This is a genomic window from Solimonas sp. K1W22B-7, from assembly GCF_003428335.1.
Classification (GTDB): Bacteria; Pseudomonadota; Gammaproteobacteria; order Nevskiales; family Nevskiaceae; genus Solimonas_A.
In genome coordinates this window covers 2538787-2556769 of sequence record NZ_CP031704.1, presented here as the reverse complement: position 1 = coordinate 2556769, position 17983 = coordinate 2538787, and the positions used below count along the sequence as shown (strand labels likewise).

Below are 17983 nucleotides of genomic sequence, written 5' to 3'. Positions count from 1 at the left end.
GAGCAGTTGCCGGCGAGGGGATGCCCCCCGAGGTGCGGATCGGGAACCATCCCTGACCCGCCGGCCCGCATCCGATAATGCGGCGGGCAGGTCTTTCCGCTAGGATTTCCCAGGCTCCGCAGCCTGCGCGAGCCTCCCCTCTGACACAACATTAAACCGGCACGAAGCCTGATGCCGCAATCGGGCCCATCAAAAGCCCCTGGAGCTGAAATGAAGCGCGTGGTATTCAACCAGAAAGGCGGCGTGGGCAAGACCACGATCGTCTGCAACCTCGCCGCCATCGCGGCCAGCCGCGGCCTGCGCACCCTGGTGATCGATCTCGACACCCAGGGCAACGCCACGCAGTACCTCACTGGCAGCGCGCCGCTGCAGCCGGACCGCACGATCGCCGATTTCTTCGAGGCGTCGCTGTCGTTCTCGCTGACGCCGCCGGCCTTCGTCAGCTACGCCAGCAGCACCGCCTTCGACAACCTCGACGTGATCGCCGCCAGCCCACGCCTGGATGAGTTGGCGGTGAAGCTCGAGGCCAAGCAGAAGATCTACAAGCTGCGCGACGCGCTGAAGAAGCTCAAGGGCTATGACGCCATCTTCATCGACACGCCGCCGGCGCTGAACTTCTACTCCCGTTCCGCCCTGATCGCCGCCGATCGCGTGCTGATCCCCTTCGATTGCGACGAGTTCGCGCGCCAGGCGCTGTACACCCTGCTGGACAACATCCAGGAGATCCGCGCCGACCATAACGACGCGCTGGAGATCGAGGGCATCGTCGTCAACCAGTTCCAGTCGCGCTCCAAGCTGCCTACGCGCCTGGTCGAGGAGCTGCGCGCCGAAGGCAAGCCGATCCTGGACTGCGCCATCGGCAGCTCGATCAAGGTCAAGGAATCGCACGAGCAGCACAAGCCGCTGATCCACTTCGACCGCGGCCATCGCATCACCCAGGAGTACTTAGCACTTTTTGAGTCTCTGGGAACGGCAAAAGCATAGTTCGCGCTTCCAAACTGCGGCTTTAGTCACCAAAAACCGCCCTTTCGGGCCGATTGGGCTGTTTAATCTATGCTGCGGTGCGGACGGACTGCTAAAATTCGCAGGCGCCTTGGGGGAGCTTGACCACAGCTGGCAAAGCGCAACAATCTCAATAGTTTAAGAGCCGCGCGCTGCTGTGAGCATCCGTTTTTCCGTTCTCGAGTGGGCCGCCTGGGGGCCAGGCCTCGGCCAGAACGCAGCCTGGGTTGACTGGGCTGCGGGCGCTGCTGCGTTGCCCGCGGGCGACGACAAGCCCGAACTGGCGGAACTGGCCCCCATGGCGCGCCGCCGCCTTGATCGCCTGGGCCGCATGGCCCTGCAGGTGGCCTATCGTGTCCAGGCGGATCGCGCCGCGGGCTGCCCGATCGTCTATGCCTCGCGCCATGGCAGCGTGCATTCCTCGGTGGACATGCTCGCTGCCCTTGCCGCGCACGAGCCCCTGTCGCCCACCGTCTTCAGCATGTCGGTACACAACGCCGTTGGCGCCCTGTACTCCATTGCCCGGGGTGACACCGCGCCCTACACGGCCGTCGCGGCCGGCCGCTCCACGGTGGAGGCCGCCTTTGTCGAGGCAGCGGGCCTGATGGCCGATGGTGCGCCCGAGGTGATGGTCGTCGTTTACGACGAGCCCCTTCCCACGGTTTTCGCCAGTTTCGGCGACGAACCCGAAGCCCCCTACGCCTGGGCCTGCCGCCTGGGTCCTGGTGTACTGCGCCTGCAGTGGCAGGCAGACGCCGTGGAAGCTTCGCGGGAAGACCTCCCGCATGGCCTGGCGGTGTTGCGCTTCCTGATCGGCGGCGCCGCGCAACTCGACTTTTCCGATGGCCAGCGCAGCTGGCAATGGTGCAGGCAATGATCAGGCATCTGGACCGGGCCTGGCGTGTCGTCGCCACCGGCCTGTCATTCTTCTGCTTCGGCGTGGGCGGACTGTGCCTGCGCGTGCTGATATTCCCGCTGCTGCAGCTGCTGGTGCGCGACCCCTTGCGCCGCAAGCGGCTGGCCCGGCAGATGGTGCAGGCCAGCTTCCGCTTCTTCATCGGCCTGATGCGCGCGATGAGAGTGCTGACCTACGAGGTTCGCGGCCTGGAGCGCCTGCAGCGTGGCGGCCAGCTGATCCTGGCCAATCACCCGACGCTGCTGGACGTGGTGTTCCTGGTGTCGCTGGTCCCCAACGCCGACTGCGTGGTCCGGGGAGGGCTGGCGCGCAATGCTTTCACCCGCGGCCCGATCCAGGCAGCCGGCTACATCAGCAACGACTCGGGCCTGGGCCTGGTCGAGGACTGCATCGCCTCGGTACGGCGCGGCGGCAACCTGATCATCTTTCCGGAAGGAACCCGCACGCCGCGCGACGGCCGCGAGATCCGGCTGCAGCGCGGCGCGGCCAACATCGCGGTACGCGGACGGCTGGACGTGACGCCGATCCGCATCCAGTGCGAGCCGCCGACCCTGAGCAAGGGCGAGAAGTGGTATCGCGTACCGCCGCGCCGCATGCATTTCACGATCAGCGTCGACAGCGATCTCGCGGTCGACCAGATCATCGGCCACGGCAGCAGCGAAGCCATCGCCGCGCGCCGCATGACCGAATACCTGTACGACTATTTCTTCAAGGAGAGCAGTACCCATGCAGGCGCTTGAAAACGAAATCAAGCAGCTGATCATCGACTCCCTGGCCCTTGAGGACATCGAGGCCGCGACGATCGACAGCGCAGCTCCGCTGTTCGTCGAGGGCCTGGGCCTGGACTCGATCGATGCACTGGAACTCGGACTGGCGCTGCAGAAGCGCTATGGCGTGAGCCTGTCGGCCGATTCCGCGGAAACCCGTGCCCATTTCGCCAGCGTGCAGACGCTGGCACATTTTGTCGTCGCCGCGCGGACGCGCTGAGCCGGAGTGAACCATGACCAAGGATGAAATCCTCCAGCAGATCGTCAACGTGCTGCAGCAGACCTTCGACACCGATCCGGCAAAGGTGTTGCCCGAGGCACGGCTCTACGAGGATCTCGACATCGACAGCATCGATGCCGTCGACCTGATCGTGCAGCTCAAGCCGATGATCGGCAAGCGCATCCAGCCGGAAGCCTTCAAGGCGGTGCGTACCGTGCAGGACGTGGTCGACGCACTGCACGGCATTGTCCATTCCTGACATCACGCGTGCGTACCGCGATCGTCGCCCTGCTGACCCTGGCCTATCCCTTCGCGGTGTATTGGGGCCTGGGGCGCTTCGAGCCGCGCTGGCTGGCCCTGCTGCTGGTGATGTTGGCCCTGCTGCGCGCGGCCACCAGGCGCGAGCCGGTGTGGATCGCGGCAGCGGCCGGTGCGCTGGTGCTGGCGGCGGTCAGCATGGCTGGCAATGCCGTGTTGCCTCTCAAGCTCTACCCCGTGCTGGTCAGCACCGCCCTGTTGCTGGTGTTCGGCATCAGCCTGTGGCACCCCCCCAGCATCATTGAGCGACTGGCACGCCTGAGAGAGCCACAGCTGCCGCCATCGGCGGTGGCCTATACGCGCAAGGTCACCCTGGTGTGGTGCACTTTTTTCGTCGTCAACGGCAGCATTGCGCTGGCGACGGCATTGTGGGCCCCCGATGCGGTGTGGGCGCTGTACAACGGCCTGCTGTCCTACCTGCTGATGGGCTTGCTGTTCGCCGGGGAATGGCTGGTGCGTCAGCGCGTGCGCGCGCGGCAGGCGCATGTCTGAATTCATTGCCCTGGGCGAGCTGATGTCACGGGGCCGGCCGGCGGCGCTGCCGGTGGCTTTCGATGCCGGCCGCGATCTCTGCTTTGGTGAGTTCCGCGCTGCGGTCTCCGGCTGGCAGTCGGCGTTTCGCCGCCAGCCCGGCAAGCGCTGGGCGCTGTACTCCGGCGACGCCTATGCCTGCGCCAGTGCCCTGTTCGGCGCCTGGCATGCCGGCAAGACCGTTGTGCTGCCCGGCGACGCGCAGCCCGAGACCCTGGCCCGCCTGGCACACGAGGTCGATGGCTTTGCCGGCAACCTGCCGCAGGCGCTGGTGCCGGACCGCGACGCCCCCGACATGCCTTTCGCAAGCCTGGGTGGCGATGAGCCGGTATTGCAGCTCTACACCTCCGGCTCCAGCGGCGAACCTGTGGCGATCGGCAAGCAGTTGCGCCAACTCGACGCCGAACTGCTGACCCTGCAGTCCTGCTGGGGCCCGTCGCTGGTGGACACGCGCATCCACGCCAGCGTCTCGCACCAGCATATCTACGGACTGCTGTTCGGACTGCTGTGGCCCCTGGCTGCCGGGCGCGCCTTCGCCGTACAGCGGCTGGCCTTCCCCGAAGAGATGGCGCAGGTGCTGGCCGAACGGCCCTGCGCCGTGGTCAGCAGCCCGGCGCACCTGAAGCGCCTGCCGCAGTCGCTGGACTGGACCGGCGCGCAAAAACAGCTGCGCATGGTGTTCTCATCCGGCGGGCCATTGCCGGAAGCCGCCGTGAGCCTGGTTCGCGAACTGCTCGGCCACGCGCCGCTAGAGATCTACGGCAGTTCGGAAACCGGTGGCATCGCCTGGCGCCAGCGCCACACCGCAGAAGCCGGCTGGCGGGCGCTGCCCGGCGTGGAATTGCGTATCGAGCCGGCCGCCCCGCTGGCGCTGCGCTCGGCGCATCTGCCGGACGCCGACTGGTTCCAGGGATCGGATCGGGCGCGCTGGCTCGCCGACGGCAGCTTCCTGCTCGAAGGCCGATCCGATCGTATCGTCAAGCTCGAGGAAAAGCGCCTGTCGCTGGATGCAATGGAGCGCCAGCTGCTGGCTGGCGGCTTGCTGGACGAGCTGCGCCTGCTGGTGCTCGACGAAGCGCGCGCGACACTGGCCGGCGTGGCCGTACCGTCCGCCGCCGGACAGCACCTGCTGCAGCAGGACGGCAAGACCGCCCTCAACCAGGCCCTGCGGCAGCAGCTGTCCGCGCTCGTGGAACCCATGGCCCTGCCCCGCCGCTGGCGCTACGTCGCTGCGCTGCCGGTCAACAGCCAGGGCAAGACCACGCAGGCCCAGCTCGCCGCGCTGTTCGATCCGCGGCGCCCCTGCGTCAAGCTGCAGCACCACGACGCCGCCTCGGCGAGCCTGGCGCTGCGCTTCGATGCGGACTCCCCTTACTTCGAGGGGCACTTCCCGGTGGCCCCGATCCTGCCGGGCGTGGCCCAGGTGGAATGGGCCATCCGTCTCGGCCGTGAGCTGTTCGATCTGCCGGCGGATTTCCTGCGCATGGAGGCCCTGAAGTTCCAGCAGGTCATCCGTCCCGGTGCCGATATCCTGCTCGACCTGCAATGGCAGGCGGGCAAGGCGACACTGGGCTTCCGCCTCCACTCGCCAGCGGGCACGCATGCCGGCGGTCGCATCGTCTTCGCCGCGCCATGATCCGCTGCGTCGTCGTGATCCCGGTGTACAACCACGAGCACGCCATCGGCGTCGTGGTGGACGCGGTGCGCGCGCAGCATTTGCCCTGCCTGATGGTCGATGACGGCAGCCGCGTCACCTGTGCTGCGGAGCTGGACCGGCTGGCGCACCGCGACCCGCAGGGCATCCGCGTCCTGCACCTGGCACAGAACCAGGGCAAGGGCGGTGCCGTCATGGCCGGCCTGCGTGAAGCTGCCCTGCAGGGCTACAGCCATGCGCTGCAGATCGACGCCGATGGCCAGCATGACCCGGCCGACATCGCCCGTTTCCTGGTACTGGCACAGCAGCAGCCGGAGGCGGTGATCTGCGGAGTCCCGATCTACGACGAATCCGTGCCGCGCGCGCGCCTCTACGGGCGCTACGTCACGCATGTCTGGGTCTGGATCAATACCCTGTCGCTGGCCATCCGCGATTCGATGTGCGGCTTCCGCATCTACCCGCTGCAGTCGACGCTGGCACTGATCGACCAGGTCCGCCTGGGACGGCGCATGGACTTTGATACCGAGATCATGGTGCGGCTGCACTGGCGCGGTGTTGCCGTGGTCAACCAGCCGACCCATGTCCGCTACCCACTCGACGGCATCTCCCACTTCAGGATGTGGCGCGACAACCTGCTGATTTCGCGAATGCACGCGCGGCTGTTCGCAGGCATGTTGCTGCGCCTGCCGTTGCTGCTGTGGCGCAGGCTTGCAGGCCGGCCATGAGCGATTCCGGCAGGCGCGGCGTACATTGGGCGGAGATCGGCGAAAGCACTTTTGTTGCCGGGATCTGGTTCCTCTACTGGGTCAACCGCCTGCTGGGACGCCTGCCGTTCCGAGTTTGCCTCTACCCCATCGTCGCCTGGTATTGGGCGACGCGGCCGCTGGCGCGACGCGCCTCGCTGGACTACCTGGTGCGCATGGAACAGGCCACCGGCGCGATCGGCTCCCCACCGGGCTGGCGGCACAGCATCCGGCATTTCATCTGCTTCGCCGAGACACTGCTCGACAAGCTCCTGGCCATGAGTGGCCGCTACGGCTACGACCGCATCCGCTTCGAGTCGGTGGACCTGATGCTGGCCCGGATCGACAGTGGCCGCGGCGCCGTGCTGGTCACCGCGCACATGGGCTGCCTGGAGCTATGCCGGGTCATCGCGGGTCGCCGTCGCAACCTGCGCCTGAACGTGCTGGTGCACACCGCGCACGCCGAGCGCTTCAACCGCCTCATCCGCCGCGTCAACCCGGATGCCGGGCTCAACCTCATCCAGGTCACTGAGGTATCGCCCGCCACGGCCGTGCAACTGTCGCAGAGAATCGAGGCGGGCGAGTTCGTCGCCATCGCCGGAGATCGTGTGCCGGTCGGCTTCGGGCGGACGACGCAGGCACCCTTTCTCGGCACCGCGGCAGACTTCCCGGTGGGGCCCTACGTGCTGGCCGCGCTGCTGAAGTGCCCGCTGTACCTGATGGCCTGCCTGCGCGAGGGTGACGGCCATGTCGTACGCTTCGAGCAGATCGCAGACAGCGTCGTGCTGCCGCGCGGGCGGCGCGACGCGGCCCTGGCGGCCCTGGCCTCCGACTACGCCGCACGCCTGCAGGTGCTGCTGTGCCGCGCGCCTTACGAATGGTTCAACTTCTATCCCTTCTGGGACTCCAATGCTCATGACCGACCCGCGCCCTGAACTGCTGCCGATCTGCTTCGACGGCAGCCGACTCACCCTGGAGGATGTCGTCGCCCTGGCGCGGCGCGAAAAATCTGCCCGGCTGTCGACGGAAACGGCCTTCGTCGAGCGCATCGCCCGCGGCGCCGATTTCCTCGACCGCTTGCTGGCCGAAGACGGCGTGATCTACGGCGTCACCACCGGATATGGCGATTCCTGCACGGTGAGCATCCCGCCGGAGCTGGTCGCCGAACTGCCGCACCACCTGTACAGCTACCACGGCGTCGGCGCCGGCCGTTTCCTGACGCCCGAGGAAACCCGCGCCGTGCTCGCCACGCGGCTGGCTTCACTGGCCCAGGGCATGTCCGGCGTCAGCGTCGCGCTGCTGCGCCAGCTGGAGCTGCTGCTGCTGCAGGACATCCTCCCGCTGATTCCGGCGGAAGGCTCGGTCGGCGCCAGCGGCGACCTGACGCCGCTGTCCTATGTCGCCGCCGTGCTCTGTGGAGAGCGCGAGGTCTGCTACCGCGGTGAGCGCCGCGCCACCGCCGAGGTGTTCACCGGCCTCGGCATCGCGCCGCTGCGCCTGCGCCCCAAGGAGGGCCTGGCGATCATGAACGGCACCGCCGTGATGACCGCACTCGCCGCCCTGGCCTGGCGCCGCGCCGAGACGCTCGGTCAGCTGGCGACGCGCCTGACCGCCTGTAACCTGCTGGCCAGCGCCGGCAACGCGCATCACTACGACGAGGCGCTGTTCGCGGTGAAGCCGCACCCCGGCCAGCAGCGCGTGGCCGCGCGCCTGCGCGCCGATCTCGCCAGCGACCGCCCGAGCCGCAATGAGCAGCGCCTGCAGGACCGCTACTCGCTGCGCTGTGCGCCGCATGTCATCGGCGTGATGGAGGACGCGCTGCCGTTCCTGCGCAGCCTGATCGAGAACGAGCTCAACAGCGCCAACGACAATCCGATCATCGACGGCGACCGCGAGCAGGTTCTGCACGGCGGCCATTTCTACGGCGGCCACATCGCCTTCGCCATGGACAGCCTCAAGAACGCGGTGGCCAATCTCGCCGACCTGCTCGACCGGCAACTGGCGTTGCTGGTCGACACCCGCTTCAACCATGGCCTGCCGCCAAACCTGTCGGCCGCCATCGGTCCGCGCGCAGCGATCAACCATGGCCTCAAGGCCTTGCAGATCAGCGTCTCGGCCTGGACTGCGGAGGCACTCAAGCTGACCATGCCGGCCTCGGTGTTCTCGCGCTCGACCGAGTGCCACAATCAGGACAAGGTCAGCATGGGCACGATCGCGGCGCGCGACTGCCTGCGCGTGCTGGAGCTGACCGAACAGGTCGCCGCTGCAATGCTGATCGCCGCACGCCAGGGGCTGGCACTGCGTGCCCGCGTGGATGGCGAACTGGAGCTGACACCGGCGCTGCGCGCCATGCAGGACTCGCTGGAAGCGCGCATTCCGCTGATCGTCGAGGACCGAGCCCTGGACAAGGAGCTGCTGCTGCTGATCGACGCGATCCGCGACGAGCAGTGGAGGCCGTATGCCAGCTGACCTGAGCCACGAGATCGAGCTGAGCCCCGCGTTCCACGACATCGACCTGATGGAAGTGGTCTGGCACGGCCACTACCTCAAGTACATCGAACTGGCGCGTAGCGCCCTGCTGCAGCGCTACGACTACGACTACCCGCAGATGCGCGACTCCGGCTACGCCTGGCCGATCGTCGACATACGCCTCAAGTACGTGAAGCCGGCGATCTATGGTCGCAAGCTCAAGGTGCGCGCCGAGATCGTCGAATGGGAGAACCGGCTGAAGATCGACTACCTGGTCAGTGACGCCGTGTCCGGCACCAGGCTGACCAAGGCCACCAGCATCCAGATTGCGGTGAAGATCGACGGCTGGGAGATGCAGTACGTCTGCCCCGAGCTGCTGTGGCGCAAGCTCGGCGTGGAGCCGCCGGCATGATCAACCGTGTATTCACGTTGTTGCTCTGCCTGTCCTGGAGCGCCCTGGCGGGCGCCGCCGACCTGCCCGACCTGATCCAGCGCGAGTTGCTTGACGCTCCGCTGCTGCGTGGTGGGTTCGAGCAATCCAAGACCATCGCCGGTTTCCGCAAGCCGCTTCAGTCCAGCGGTGATTTCGTGCTGTCGCGCGACGAGGGCGTACTCTGGCGCACCCGAAAGCCCTTCGCCTCCACGCTGGCGTTGACGCGCGAACATGTACTGTCGCGGCAGGCTGACGGCAGCGAGGTCCTGCGTGTCGATGCCAGTCGGCAGCCGGCCGTGCGGGCGATCAACGAGCTGTTGTTCGGTCTGCTGCAGGGCGACGTCGCCTACCTGGTGCGTCACCAGTTCCGGGTACTCGGAGAACCGCCAAAAGCCGGATCATGGGCCCTGGAGCTACAACCGACCGACCCGCTCATCGCGCGCCTGTTCGTGCGCATTTCGCTGCAGGGCGACCATCACGTGCGCCGTGTGCGCTTCGAGGAAACCAATGGCGACAGCACGGAGATCCGCTTCGCGCATCTCGCCACCGGCCCGCCAATGAGCCGCGAGGAGCGCGCCGCGCTTGAGTAAGACCCTGCCCCCGTCCACCTGGCGCGCGCTGGCCCTCGGCTGGCTGCTGATTGTTGCCGCCACTGCCCTGCACCAGTGGCGGTTCTGGCACTCGAACGGGGTCGATGCCGACGTGCTGGCACTGTTGCCTCAGGACGAGCGGCAACCGGCGATCGGCCTGGCGACGCAGCGCCTCGCCGAGCAGGCGGCGCGCAAGATCGTGGTGCTGCTCGGCGCGCCCGACTGGCCCTCGGCCCAGCGAGCCGCGGCGGTCTATCTCAAGTCCCTGGAAACGCATGGCGACCGGCTGCGTCCGGCACTGCCGGACGACCGGCAGCTGTCCGCCGCGCTGGAGCAGTACCGCCCCTGGCGCGACCGCTTGCTGACACCGGCACAGCGCAGGCAGTTGCAGGACAGCAATCCCGCACAACTCACCGGAACGGCCCTGGCACAGCTCTACCAGCCCGCCGCCGGCCCCCGTCTGACCTCCTGGCAGGAGGATCCCCTGGGACTGTGGCCGCAGTGGTGGCTGAGCCGCTCCGACGACACCCGCGCGCGCCCACGCGACGGCCAACTCTGGCTGCATGCGGACAACCGAGACTGGGCGGTGCTGCCGCTGAATCTGCAGGGCTCGGCCTTCGCGCTCAATGGCGAGGCGGTGCTCGACCCGGTACTCGCGGCCGCTGCGGCCGCGGCACAGGCACAAGTCCCGGGCCTGCGCGTGCTCGCCACCGGCGTGCCGCTGTTTGCTGAGGCCGCGGCAGTGCAAGCCAGTCGCGAAATGTCGGTCATCGGGCTCGGCTCGCTGGCCGCAGTGCTGCTGCTGGTGTGGCTGTCGTTCCGCTCGCTGCGGCCGATCCTGCTGGTGGGCTTGTCGCTGGTGGTCGGCTGCGCCGTCGCGCTGTCTGTCACCGCGCTGGTGTTCGGGCGCGTACATCTGCTGACCCTGGTATTCGGCGCGAGCCTGGTGGGCGTTGCCGAGGACTACGGCATCCACTACTTCGCCAGCCGCCGGGGCCGGCCCGCGGCGGAGCGCTGGCAGCTGTTGAGCAGCCTGTTGCCCGGTCTGCTGCTGGCCTTCGCCACCAGCGCCCTGGCCTATCTCGCTCTCGGCCTCGCCCCTTTTCCCGGGCTGCGCCAGATGGCGCTGTTCTCTGCCGTAGGGCTGGCCGCTGCCTTTCTCACTGTACTGTGCTGGTTCCCCTGGCTGGACCGCGGCGAAGTCCGCGCCACCGGCTTCGCCGCGCGCATCGCCGGCAGCCTCGAACACTGGCCACGCCTGCGCGCCGGCCGCGGACTGGCGTCGGCCGCTGGCGCGGCGCTGTTGTTCGGCCTGCCGGGCCTGTTGCAGCTGAGGTCCAACGACGACATCCGCCAGCTGCAGAGCGCTCCGGCGGCCCTGGTACAGGCGCAGCGTGAAGCGGCTACCCTGTTGGGCCTGCCCAGCCCGGCGCAGTTCTACCTGGTCAGCGGTAGTACAGCCGAGGAAGTCCTGCAGCGCGAGGAACAGCTGAAGGGACGCCTGGATGCCGCCATCGCCCAGGGGAACATCGGCGGCTACCGCGCCGTGTCCGACTGGCTGCCCTCGGCCAAGCAGCAGGCGGCCGATGCCGCGCTGACCGCACGCGTGGAAACACAACTGCTGCTGCAAGCCGGTGCGCAAATCGGTGAAGACCTGGCACGCCCTGCCTTTGCTCCGGCGGCGCTGAGCCAGGAAGCCTGGCTGGCTGGGCCCGCCTCGCTGGGCGCCCGCGATCTCTGGCTCGGCCGCATCGACGGCCGCAACACCAGCGTGGTGATGCTGCGCGGGCTCTCGGGCGTCGCTGCGCTGCCGCAGCTGGCGGCGTTGGCGCAAGATATGGAGGGTGTGCGTTGGGTGGATCGTGCCGCCGAGATCTCGACGGTGATGCAGCGTTACCGGCTGATGATGGGCGGCCTGCTGCTGGTCGGCTACCTCGCCGTGTCCGCCGCGATCTGGCGCCGTTTCGGCGCTGCGTCCTGGCGAGTGATGCTGCCGACAATAATCGGGACCCTGCTGACGCTGGCCTGCCTTGGCTGGGCCGGACAAGCCTTGCAGCTGTTCAATGTGCTGGCGCTGATCCTGCTGCTGGGCATCGGCGTGGACTACGGCATTTTCCTGTTCGAGCACGAGGGTGATGGCGACGCCTGGCTGTCGGTCTGCGTCGGCGCGGCCAGCACATTGCTGTCATTCGGCCTGCTGGGCCTGTCGACCACGCCGGCGCTGCGCGCCTTCGGCCTGACCCTGCTGATCGGCATCACGCTGGTATGGCTGATCTCACCGCTGTTCGTTTCACGGGAGACCACACGATGACACGCATGATGCTGCTGGCGCTGCTGCTGATGCTTGGCGGCTGCGCCGCCAACAAGACGCTGGAGTACCACAGCGCGCAGCCGAAGATCGCGGTGCAGACGCGGCTGACGGTCAATGTCGGGGTACACGACGAACGTCCCTACGTGATCAGCCGCGACAAGCCGGTTGACTTCGTTGGCCTGGCGCGCAGCCGCTATGGCGTACCCTGGAACGTGAAGACCACCTCCGGCCGTCCCCTGGCGACCGATTTCGGCGAGACCGTGACGGCCGCGCTGACCCGTCAGGAGGTACGGGCGCGGCAGATCCTGCTCGATCCCACCAAAAACGGCCGCAAGGAGCGCGAGACCTTGCTTGCCACCGGCGCCGACCGCTACCTGCTGCTGACCCTGGTTGACTGGCGCAGTGACACCATGGTCAACACCGCGCTGATCTACGACCTGCGGCTGCAGATCTTCGATCGTCGAGGGGTACAGCTGGCGCAAGCCAGCCTGCGCGGCAATGACGCCCTCGACGGACAATTCTTCAACCGCTTCTCCAAGACACGCAGTGACGTGCCCAGCGCCTATCGACAGAAGCTGGAAAGCCTGTTCGCACAGCCGCAGATCGCGCGCGCCCTCTCTCCCTGACCCCTCGTCCTCCGGAAATCCATGAGCATCGAATCCACCGAAATCCTGATCGTCGGCGCCGGCCCGGCAGGCGCTGTTGCCGCGGGCTTCCTGCGTCAGCAGGGCCGCCAGGTCCTGATCCTGGAGCGGGAGCAGTTTCCGCGCTTCTCCATCGGCGAAAGCCTGCTGCCGCAGAGCATGGAATACATCGAGGCCGCCGGCATGCTGCAGGCGGTGGTGGAAGCCGGCTTCCAGTACAAGAACGGCGCTGCCTTCGCCTGGGGCGAGCGCTACACCGATTTCGACTTCCGCGAGAAGTTCTCGCCCGGCTGGGGCACCACCTACCAGGTGCAGCGCGCACGCTTCGACCAGGTGCTGGCCGACAGCGCCGCTCGCGCCGGTGCCGAGATCCGCTACTGCCACGAGGTCACCGCGGTAGACGTCGAGGGCGAGCAACCGCAGGTCACTGTGAAGCGGCCCGATGGCAGCAGCTACCAGGTCACGGCGCGCTACCTGCTCGACGCCAGCGGCTTCGGCCGCACCCTGCCGCGCCTGCTCAAGCTGGAAACGCCCTCCAGTTTCCCTGCACGCGGCGCAATCTTCACCCACGTCGAGGACCGTGTCCCGCCGGGCACCTTCGACCGCAACAAGATCCGCGTCACCGTGCATCCGCAGCATTGCGATGTCTGGTACTGGACCATTCCCTTCTCCGACGGCCGCTGCTCGCAGGGCGTGGTGGCCCGTACCGAGTTCCTGGCGCAGTACGGCGGCACCGAGACCGAGCGCCTGCGCGCGCTGGTCGGCGAGGACCCGGCCCTGTCGCGGCTGCTCGCCAACGCCGTCTGGGACACCCCCGCGCGCCAGATCGTCGGCTACGCGGCCAACGTGCGCACGCTCTGGGGCAAGGGCTACGCCTTGCTCGGCAACGCCGGCGAGTTCCTCGACCCGGTGTTTTCCAGTGGCGTCACCATCGCCTTCAAGTCCGCCAGCCTGGCCAGCCAGTGCATCGCCCGTGAATACGCCGGCGAAACGGTCGACTGGCAGAAGGACTATGCCGATCCGCTGAAGGCCGGTGTCGATACCTTCCGTGCCTTCGTCGAGGCCTGGTACGAGGGCCGCTTCCAGAAGATCATCTTCCATGAGAACCAGGCCGAGAAGATCCGCCGCATGATCTCCGCGATCCTGGCCGGTTATGCCTGGGATCGCAGCAACCCCTACGTTGCCGAATCCAAGCGTCGGCTGGCCGTGCTGGAGGAAGTGTGCGCTGCCTGAGCCTGCTCCTGGCACTGCTGCTGGCGTCCTGTGCGGCGCTGCGGCCCGCGCCGCCGCCCACGCCACAGGAACTGCCGCCGCTGTGGCTGTCGCCTGCCGCCTTCGGCAGCAGCGTGCAGCTGGCACAGCGCCTGCTGGTCGAGGCGGGCGGCACGCGCCACGGCCTCGACGCGCTGCTGGAGATCGATCCGCAACAGGTGCAGCTGGCCGGACTGGTCGGCGGCCGCCGGGTCGTCACCCTGCGCTACGACGGCGGCACGCCGACGGTGGACAGGATCGCCGGCCTGCCGGCAGTGATCGACGAGCACCGCGTGCTGCGCGACCTGCAGCTGACCTACTGGCCCGCCGAGGCCGTGCGCGGCGCCCTGCCCGCCGGCTGGACCCTGGCCGAGGAACCCGGCGCGCGGCGCCTGTACCGAGAGGGACAGGTGACGATCGAGATTCGCTACGGCGGCCAGCCGCGCTGGCTCGGCCATACCGAATTCGACAACCTGCAGCAGCACTATCGCCTGCTGATCGACTCGGTGTCCGCGGAATGACGGCGCCGGTCTACCTCAACGAGCTGGGCCTGGTCTGTGCACTGGGCAACGGCAAGGCCGACGTGGCAACGGCGCTGTTCGCCGCCGACGCGCCCGGCGGCGTGTGCGCCAGCGACCGCTACACCCCGGGCCGCGTCCTGCACCTGGGCGAGGCCACGGTCGATCTTGCCTGCCTGGAGGTTCTGCCGGCCCTGCAGCGCAGCCGCAACAACGCGCTGCTGCTGGCGGCGCTGGCTGAAATCCGCCCCGCCGTGGACCGCGCCATCGGCCGCTACGGCGCCGCGCGTGTCGCGGTGGTACTCGGCACCAGCACCTCGGGCATCCTCGAATCCGAACGGGCGCTGCAGCAGCAGGTCGTGCATGGCCAGCTGCCGGCAGGCTTTCACTACCAGCAGCAGGAACTGTGTGCCCCGGCGGCGGTGCTGGCGCGACAGCTGGGCATAGCCGGGCCGGCCTACTCACTGTCCACCGCCTGCTCCTCCAGCGCCAAGGCGCTGGCCAGCGCCGCGCGACTGCTGCGCGCCGGCATCGCCGACGCGGTCCTGGCGGGCGGCGCAGACTCGCTCTGCGGCTTCACCATCGCCGGCTTCTCGGCGCTGGAATCGGTCAGCGCCGAACGCTGCAACCCGCTGAGCCGCAGGCGCTGCGGCATCAATATCGGCGAAGGTGCCGGGCTGTTCCTGATGACGCGCGAGCCCGGCCCGGTGCGCCTGGCCGGCTGGGGCGAGTCCTCCGACGCACACCACATCTCCGCGCCGGAACCCAGCGGCCGCGGTGCCATCGCCGCGATGCAGGAGGCGATGCGCTCGGCAGGCGTCGAGCCCGGCGCGGTGGACTACCTCAACCTTCACGGTACCGCCACGCCGCAGAACGACGCCATGGAGAGCCGCGCCGTCGACCAGCTGTTCGGCAGTCGCCTGGCCTGCAGCTCCACCAAGCCGCTCACCGGCCACGCCCTCGGCGCCGCCGGCGCGATCGAGGCGGCGCTGGCCTGGTTGACGCTGGCCGACAATCCACGCGGCGATCTGCCACCGCACTGGTGGGACGGAGCAGCCGACCCGGAGCTGCCGGCGATCAGGCTGGTTGCTCCCGGGGAGAGGCTCGGCCGCCCGCCGTCCTACGTGCTGTCGAACTCCTTCGCCTTCGGCGGCAGCAACGCCAGCCTGCTGCTGGGCCGGGGCTGAGCATGGAAAATCCGGCGGACGTGCCGATCGGCGAGCTGCTGCCTCATGCCGGCCCCATGCGGCTGCTCGACCGCGTCCTCGCCGCCACAGACGAGTACCTGGTGGCCGAGGCACAGCCGCGCGCCGATCACCTGTTCGCACAGGGCACGGTCCTGGGCAGCTGGGTCGGCGTCGAGTACATGGCCCAGGCGGTTGCTGCCTGGGCCGGCTGGCAGGCGCGCCAGCGCGGCGAACCGCCACGCCTCGGGTTCCTGCTGGGCAGCCGCCGCTACGAATGCCGTCAGCCCCGCGTGACGCTTGGCAGCCTGCTGCGCATCGAGGTACGGCTGGAGCTGCGCGGAGACTCCGGCATCGGCGCTTTCCAGTGCCGCATCGACTGCGACGGCGAGGAACTGGCCACGGCGAATCTCACCGTCTTCGAACCCGATGATGCACTCGCATTTCTGAACCAGGAACAAGGCCACACCTCATGAGTGAAGCACTGACCGTACTGGTCACCGGATCCAGCCGCGGTATCGGCCGGGCCATCGCATTGCGCCTGGCGCGCGACGGCTACGACATCGTCCTGCATTGCCGCAGCCGCATGGACGAGGCCGAAGCCGCCGCCGGGGATATCCGTGCATTGGGCAGGCACTGCCGCGTCCTGCAGTTCGACGTCGCCGACCGCGAGGCCACCGCCCGGATCCTGCTCGCCGACGTCGAGGAACATGGCTGCTACTACGGCGTGGTCTGCAACGCCGGCATTGCGCGCGACAGCGCCTTCCCGGCGATGCCGGCGGAGGACTGGGACGCTGTCATCCACACCAACCTCGACGCTTTCTACAACGTGCTCAATCCGCTCACCATGCCGCTGGTGCGGCGCCGCAAGCCCGGCCGCATCGTCACCATTTCTTCGGTTTCCGGCCTGATGGGCAACCGCGGGCAGGTCAATTACAGCGCCGCCAAAGCTGGCATCATCGGCGCCACCAAGGCGCTGGCGGTGGAGCTGGCCAGCCGCGCCATTACCGTCAACTGCGTTGCACCCGGGCTGATCGACACCGAGATGGTCGAAGCCGCGGTGCTGGAGGAAGCCCTGAAGATGATCCCCGCCCGCCGCAGCGGAAAACCAGAGGAAGTCGCAGCCGCGGTGAGCTTCCTCATGGCCCCGGATGCCGGCTACGTCACCCGCCAGGTCATCTCGGTCAACGGAGGCCTGATCGGATGAAGCGCGTCGTCATTACCGGCATGGCCGGCATCAGCCCCCTGGGCAACGACTGGAGCAGCGTCGAGGCGGCGCTGCGCAGTGGCCGCAACGCGATCCAGGTCATCGACGCCTGGCGCGAATACGACGGCCTCAACACACTGCTGGGCGCTCCCGCCGCGGCGTTCACGCTGCCCGAGAACTACAACCGCAAGACCACCCGCAGCATGGGCCGCGTTGCCATCATGGCGACCCGTGCCAGCGAGCTGGCGCTGGCCGATGCCGGCCTGCTCGGCGATCCCTTCGTCAAGAGCGGCCAGCTCGGCATCAGCTACGGCTCCTCGGCCGGTTCGCCCAAGGCGATCGGCGACTTCGGCCGGATGATGGCCGACAAGAGCACCGAGGGCATCAACGCCAATACCTACCTGAAGATGATGGCCCACACCGCCCCGGTGAACATGGGCGTGTTCTTCGGCATCACCGGCCGCATCGTCACCACCTGCAGCGCCTGTACTTCCGGCAGCCAGGGTATCGGCTACGCCTACGAGGCGATCCGCAGCGGCCGCCAGACGGCGATGCTGGCAGGCGGTGCCGAGGAGCTGGACGCCACCGAGGTGGCGGTCTTCGACACGCTGTTCGCCACCAGCGTGCAGAACGACAGCCCCTCGCTGACTCCGCGCCCCTTCGACGCGCGTCGCGACGGACTGGTGCTCGGAGAAGGCGCTGGCACCCTGGTACTCGAGGAACTCGATCATGCGCAGGCGCGCGGTGCGCGCATCTATGCCGAAATTCTCGGCTACGGCACCAACAGCGACGGTTGCCACGTCACCCATCCGAATCCGGACACGATGCAGATCGCCATGCGGCTGGCGCTGGACGAGGCGCAGCTGCAACCCGCCGACATCGGATACGTCAACGCGCATGGCACCGCCACGGAGCAGGGCGACATGGCCGAATCGGCCGCTACCCACGCCGTGTTCGGTGCACGCGTGCCGGTCAGCTCGCTGAAGAGCTACATGGGCCATACCCTGGGTGCCTGCGGTGCGCTGGAAGCCTGGATGACCATCGAGATGATGCGCAGCGGCTGGTTCGCTCCGACTGTCAACCTGGAGAATGTCGATCCGCGCTGCGCGGAACTCGACTACATCACCGGCGAGGGGCGCCGTCAGCAAAGTGAAATCGTCATGAGCAACAATTTCGCCTTCGGCGGCATCAACACCTCGCTGATATTCCGGCGCTGGGCATAGCA

Annotated in this window: 20 protein-coding genes; all 20 read left to right on the top strand. The window is 68.0% G+C overall.

Going from position 1 to position 17983, the window contains the following annotated elements:
• Positions 1-210 precede the first annotated feature (210 nt).
• Positions 211-984, top strand: coding sequence for a ParA family protein (locus tag D0B54_RS11650; RefSeq protein ID WP_117291495.1), 774 nt, complete (start codon positions 211-213; stop codon positions 982-984).
• A 271-nt stretch (positions 985-1255) separates the two neighbouring features.
• Positions 1256-1879, top strand: a complete 624-nt coding sequence (locus D0B54_RS11645; RefSeq protein WP_205527333.1) for a beta-ketoacyl synthase chain length factor — start codon at positions 1256-1258, stop codon at positions 1877-1879.
• Entirely contained in the window at positions 1876-2658 is a 783-nt protein-coding gene (locus tag D0B54_RS11640; protein WP_205527332.1) for a lysophospholipid acyltransferase family protein, read from the top strand. Before D0B54_RS11645 ends, D0B54_RS11640 begins: the two co-directional genes overlap by 4 nt.
• Positions 2645-2905 carry a phosphopantetheine-binding protein gene (locus tag D0B54_RS11635; protein WP_117291493.1) on the top strand — a complete coding sequence of 87 codons (261 nt, stop codon included), beginning with the start codon at positions 2645-2647 and terminating at the stop codon, positions 2903-2905. The genes D0B54_RS11640 and D0B54_RS11635 overlap by 14 nt, the downstream gene beginning before the upstream one ends.
• A 13-nt stretch (positions 2906-2918) precedes the next feature.
• Entirely contained in the window at positions 2919-3164 is a 246-nt protein-coding gene (locus tag D0B54_RS11630) for an acyl carrier protein (protein ID WP_117291492.1), read from the top strand.
• Between the two features lie 8 nt (positions 3165-3172).
• On the top strand, positions 3173-3715 hold the full coding sequence (locus tag D0B54_RS11625; RefSeq protein ID WP_240433603.1) for a hypothetical protein: 543 nt from the start codon (positions 3173-3175) through the stop codon (positions 3713-3715).
• Positions 3708-5390 carry an AMP-binding protein gene (locus D0B54_RS11620; protein ID WP_117291490.1) on the top strand — a complete coding sequence of 561 codons (1683 nt, stop codon included), beginning with the start codon at positions 3708-3710 and terminating at the stop codon, positions 5388-5390. The genes D0B54_RS11625 and D0B54_RS11620 overlap by 8 nt, the downstream gene beginning before the upstream one ends.
• Positions 5387-6133: a glycosyltransferase family 2 protein gene (locus D0B54_RS11615; RefSeq protein WP_117291489.1), complete on the top strand. Its 747-nt coding sequence runs from the start codon at positions 5387-5389 to the stop codon at positions 6131-6133. Before D0B54_RS11620 ends, D0B54_RS11615 begins: the two co-directional genes overlap by 4 nt.
• Positions 6130-7086 carry an LpxL/LpxP family acyltransferase gene (locus tag D0B54_RS11610; RefSeq protein WP_117291488.1) on the top strand — a complete coding sequence of 319 codons (957 nt, stop codon included), beginning with the start codon at positions 6130-6132 and terminating at the stop codon, positions 7084-7086. Before D0B54_RS11615 ends, D0B54_RS11610 begins: the two co-directional genes overlap by 4 nt.
• Positions 7061-8620: an HAL/PAL/TAL family ammonia-lyase gene (locus D0B54_RS11605; RefSeq protein WP_441347433.1), complete on the top strand. Its 1560-nt coding sequence runs from the start codon at positions 7061-7063 to the stop codon at positions 8618-8620. The genes D0B54_RS11610 and D0B54_RS11605 overlap by 26 nt, the downstream gene beginning before the upstream one ends.
• A complete protein-coding gene (locus tag D0B54_RS11600) occupies positions 8610-9032 on the top strand; it encodes an acyl-CoA thioesterase (RefSeq protein ID WP_117291486.1) in 423 nt (140 codons plus the stop codon). Before D0B54_RS11605 ends, D0B54_RS11600 begins: the two co-directional genes overlap by 11 nt.
• Positions 9029-9643 (top strand): LolA family protein, encoded by a 615-nt coding sequence (locus tag D0B54_RS11595; RefSeq protein WP_117291485.1) that lies wholly within the window; start codon positions 9029-9031, stop codon positions 9641-9643. Before D0B54_RS11600 ends, D0B54_RS11595 begins: the two co-directional genes overlap by 4 nt.
• Positions 9636-11954 carry an MMPL family transporter gene (locus D0B54_RS11590; protein WP_117291484.1) on the top strand — a complete coding sequence of 773 codons (2319 nt, stop codon included), beginning with the start codon at positions 9636-9638 and terminating at the stop codon, positions 11952-11954. The genes D0B54_RS11595 and D0B54_RS11590 overlap by 8 nt, the downstream gene beginning before the upstream one ends.
• Entirely contained in the window at positions 11951-12580 is a 630-nt protein-coding gene (locus D0B54_RS11585; protein ID WP_117291483.1) for a hypothetical protein, read from the top strand. Before D0B54_RS11590 ends, D0B54_RS11585 begins: the two co-directional genes overlap by 4 nt.
• A gap of 21 nt (positions 12581-12601) precedes the next feature.
• Positions 12602-13831, top strand: coding sequence for an NAD(P)/FAD-dependent oxidoreductase (locus tag D0B54_RS11580; protein ID WP_117291482.1), 1230 nt, complete (start codon positions 12602-12604; stop codon positions 13829-13831).
• On the top strand, positions 13819-14370 hold the full coding sequence (locus D0B54_RS11575; RefSeq protein ID WP_117291481.1) for a DUF3261 domain-containing protein: 552 nt from the start codon (positions 13819-13821) through the stop codon (positions 14368-14370). The genes D0B54_RS11580 and D0B54_RS11575 overlap by 13 nt, the downstream gene beginning before the upstream one ends.
• Positions 14367-15554 carry a beta-ketoacyl-ACP synthase gene (locus D0B54_RS11570; RefSeq protein WP_117291480.1) on the top strand — a complete coding sequence of 396 codons (1188 nt, stop codon included), beginning with the start codon at positions 14367-14369 and terminating at the stop codon, positions 15552-15554. The genes D0B54_RS11575 and D0B54_RS11570 overlap by 4 nt, the downstream gene beginning before the upstream one ends.
• A 2-nt stretch (positions 15555-15556) precedes the next feature.
• Positions 15557-16027, top strand: coding sequence for an ApeP family dehydratase (locus D0B54_RS11565; protein ID WP_117291479.1), 471 nt, complete (start codon positions 15557-15559; stop codon positions 16025-16027).
• Positions 16024-16758 carry a 3-oxoacyl-ACP reductase FabG gene (gene fabG, locus D0B54_RS11560; protein ID WP_117291478.1) on the top strand — a complete coding sequence of 245 codons (735 nt, stop codon included), beginning with the start codon at positions 16024-16026 and terminating at the stop codon, positions 16756-16758. The genes D0B54_RS11565 and fabG overlap by 4 nt, the downstream gene beginning before the upstream one ends.
• Entirely contained in the window at positions 16755-17981 is a 1227-nt protein-coding gene (locus tag D0B54_RS11555; RefSeq protein WP_117291477.1) for a beta-ketoacyl-ACP synthase, read from the top strand. The genes fabG and D0B54_RS11555 overlap by 4 nt, the downstream gene beginning before the upstream one ends.
• Positions 17982-17983 lie beyond the last annotated feature (2 nt).

Coding starts and splice junctions, on each gene's coding strand:
- D0B54_RS11650 (WP_117291495.1), top strand. CDS start 211: ATGAAGCGCGTGGTATTCAACCAGAAAGGCGGCGTGGGCAAGACCACG.
- D0B54_RS11640 (WP_205527332.1), top strand. CDS start 1,876: ATGATCAGGCATCTGGACCGGGCCTGGCGTGTCGTCGCCACCGGCCTG.
- D0B54_RS11635 (WP_117291493.1), top strand. CDS start 2,645: ATGCAGGCGCTTGAAAACGAAATCAAGCAGCTGATCATCGACTCCCTG.
- D0B54_RS11630 (WP_117291492.1), top strand. CDS start 2,919: ATGACCAAGGATGAAATCCTCCAGCAGATCGTCAACGTGCTGCAGCAG.
- D0B54_RS11620 (WP_117291490.1), top strand. CDS start 3,708: ATGTCTGAATTCATTGCCCTGGGCGAGCTGATGTCACGGGGCCGGCCG.
- D0B54_RS11615 (WP_117291489.1), top strand. CDS start 5,387: ATGATCCGCTGCGTCGTCGTGATCCCGGTGTACAACCACGAGCACGCC.
- D0B54_RS11610 (WP_117291488.1), top strand. CDS start 6,130: ATGAGCGATTCCGGCAGGCGCGGCGTACATTGGGCGGAGATCGGCGAA.
- D0B54_RS11605 (WP_441347433.1), top strand. CDS start 7,061: ATGCTCATGACCGACCCGCGCCCTGAACTGCTGCCGATCTGCTTCGAC.
- D0B54_RS11600 (WP_117291486.1), top strand. CDS start 8,610: ATGCCAGCTGACCTGAGCCACGAGATCGAGCTGAGCCCCGCGTTCCAC.
- D0B54_RS11595 (WP_117291485.1), top strand. CDS start 9,029: ATGATCAACCGTGTATTCACGTTGTTGCTCTGCCTGTCCTGGAGCGCC.
- D0B54_RS11585 (WP_117291483.1), top strand. CDS start 11,951: ATGACACGCATGATGCTGCTGGCGCTGCTGCTGATGCTTGGCGGCTGC.
- D0B54_RS11580 (WP_117291482.1), top strand. CDS start 12,602: ATGAGCATCGAATCCACCGAAATCCTGATCGTCGGCGCCGGCCCGGCA.
- D0B54_RS11570 (WP_117291480.1), top strand. CDS start 14,367: ATGACGGCGCCGGTCTACCTCAACGAGCTGGGCCTGGTCTGTGCACTG.
- D0B54_RS11565 (WP_117291479.1), top strand. CDS start 15,557: ATGGAAAATCCGGCGGACGTGCCGATCGGCGAGCTGCTGCCTCATGCC.
- fabG (WP_117291478.1), top strand. CDS start 16,024: ATGAGTGAAGCACTGACCGTACTGGTCACCGGATCCAGCCGCGGTATC.
- D0B54_RS11555 (WP_117291477.1), top strand. CDS start 16,755: ATGAAGCGCGTCGTCATTACCGGCATGGCCGGCATCAGCCCCCTGGGC.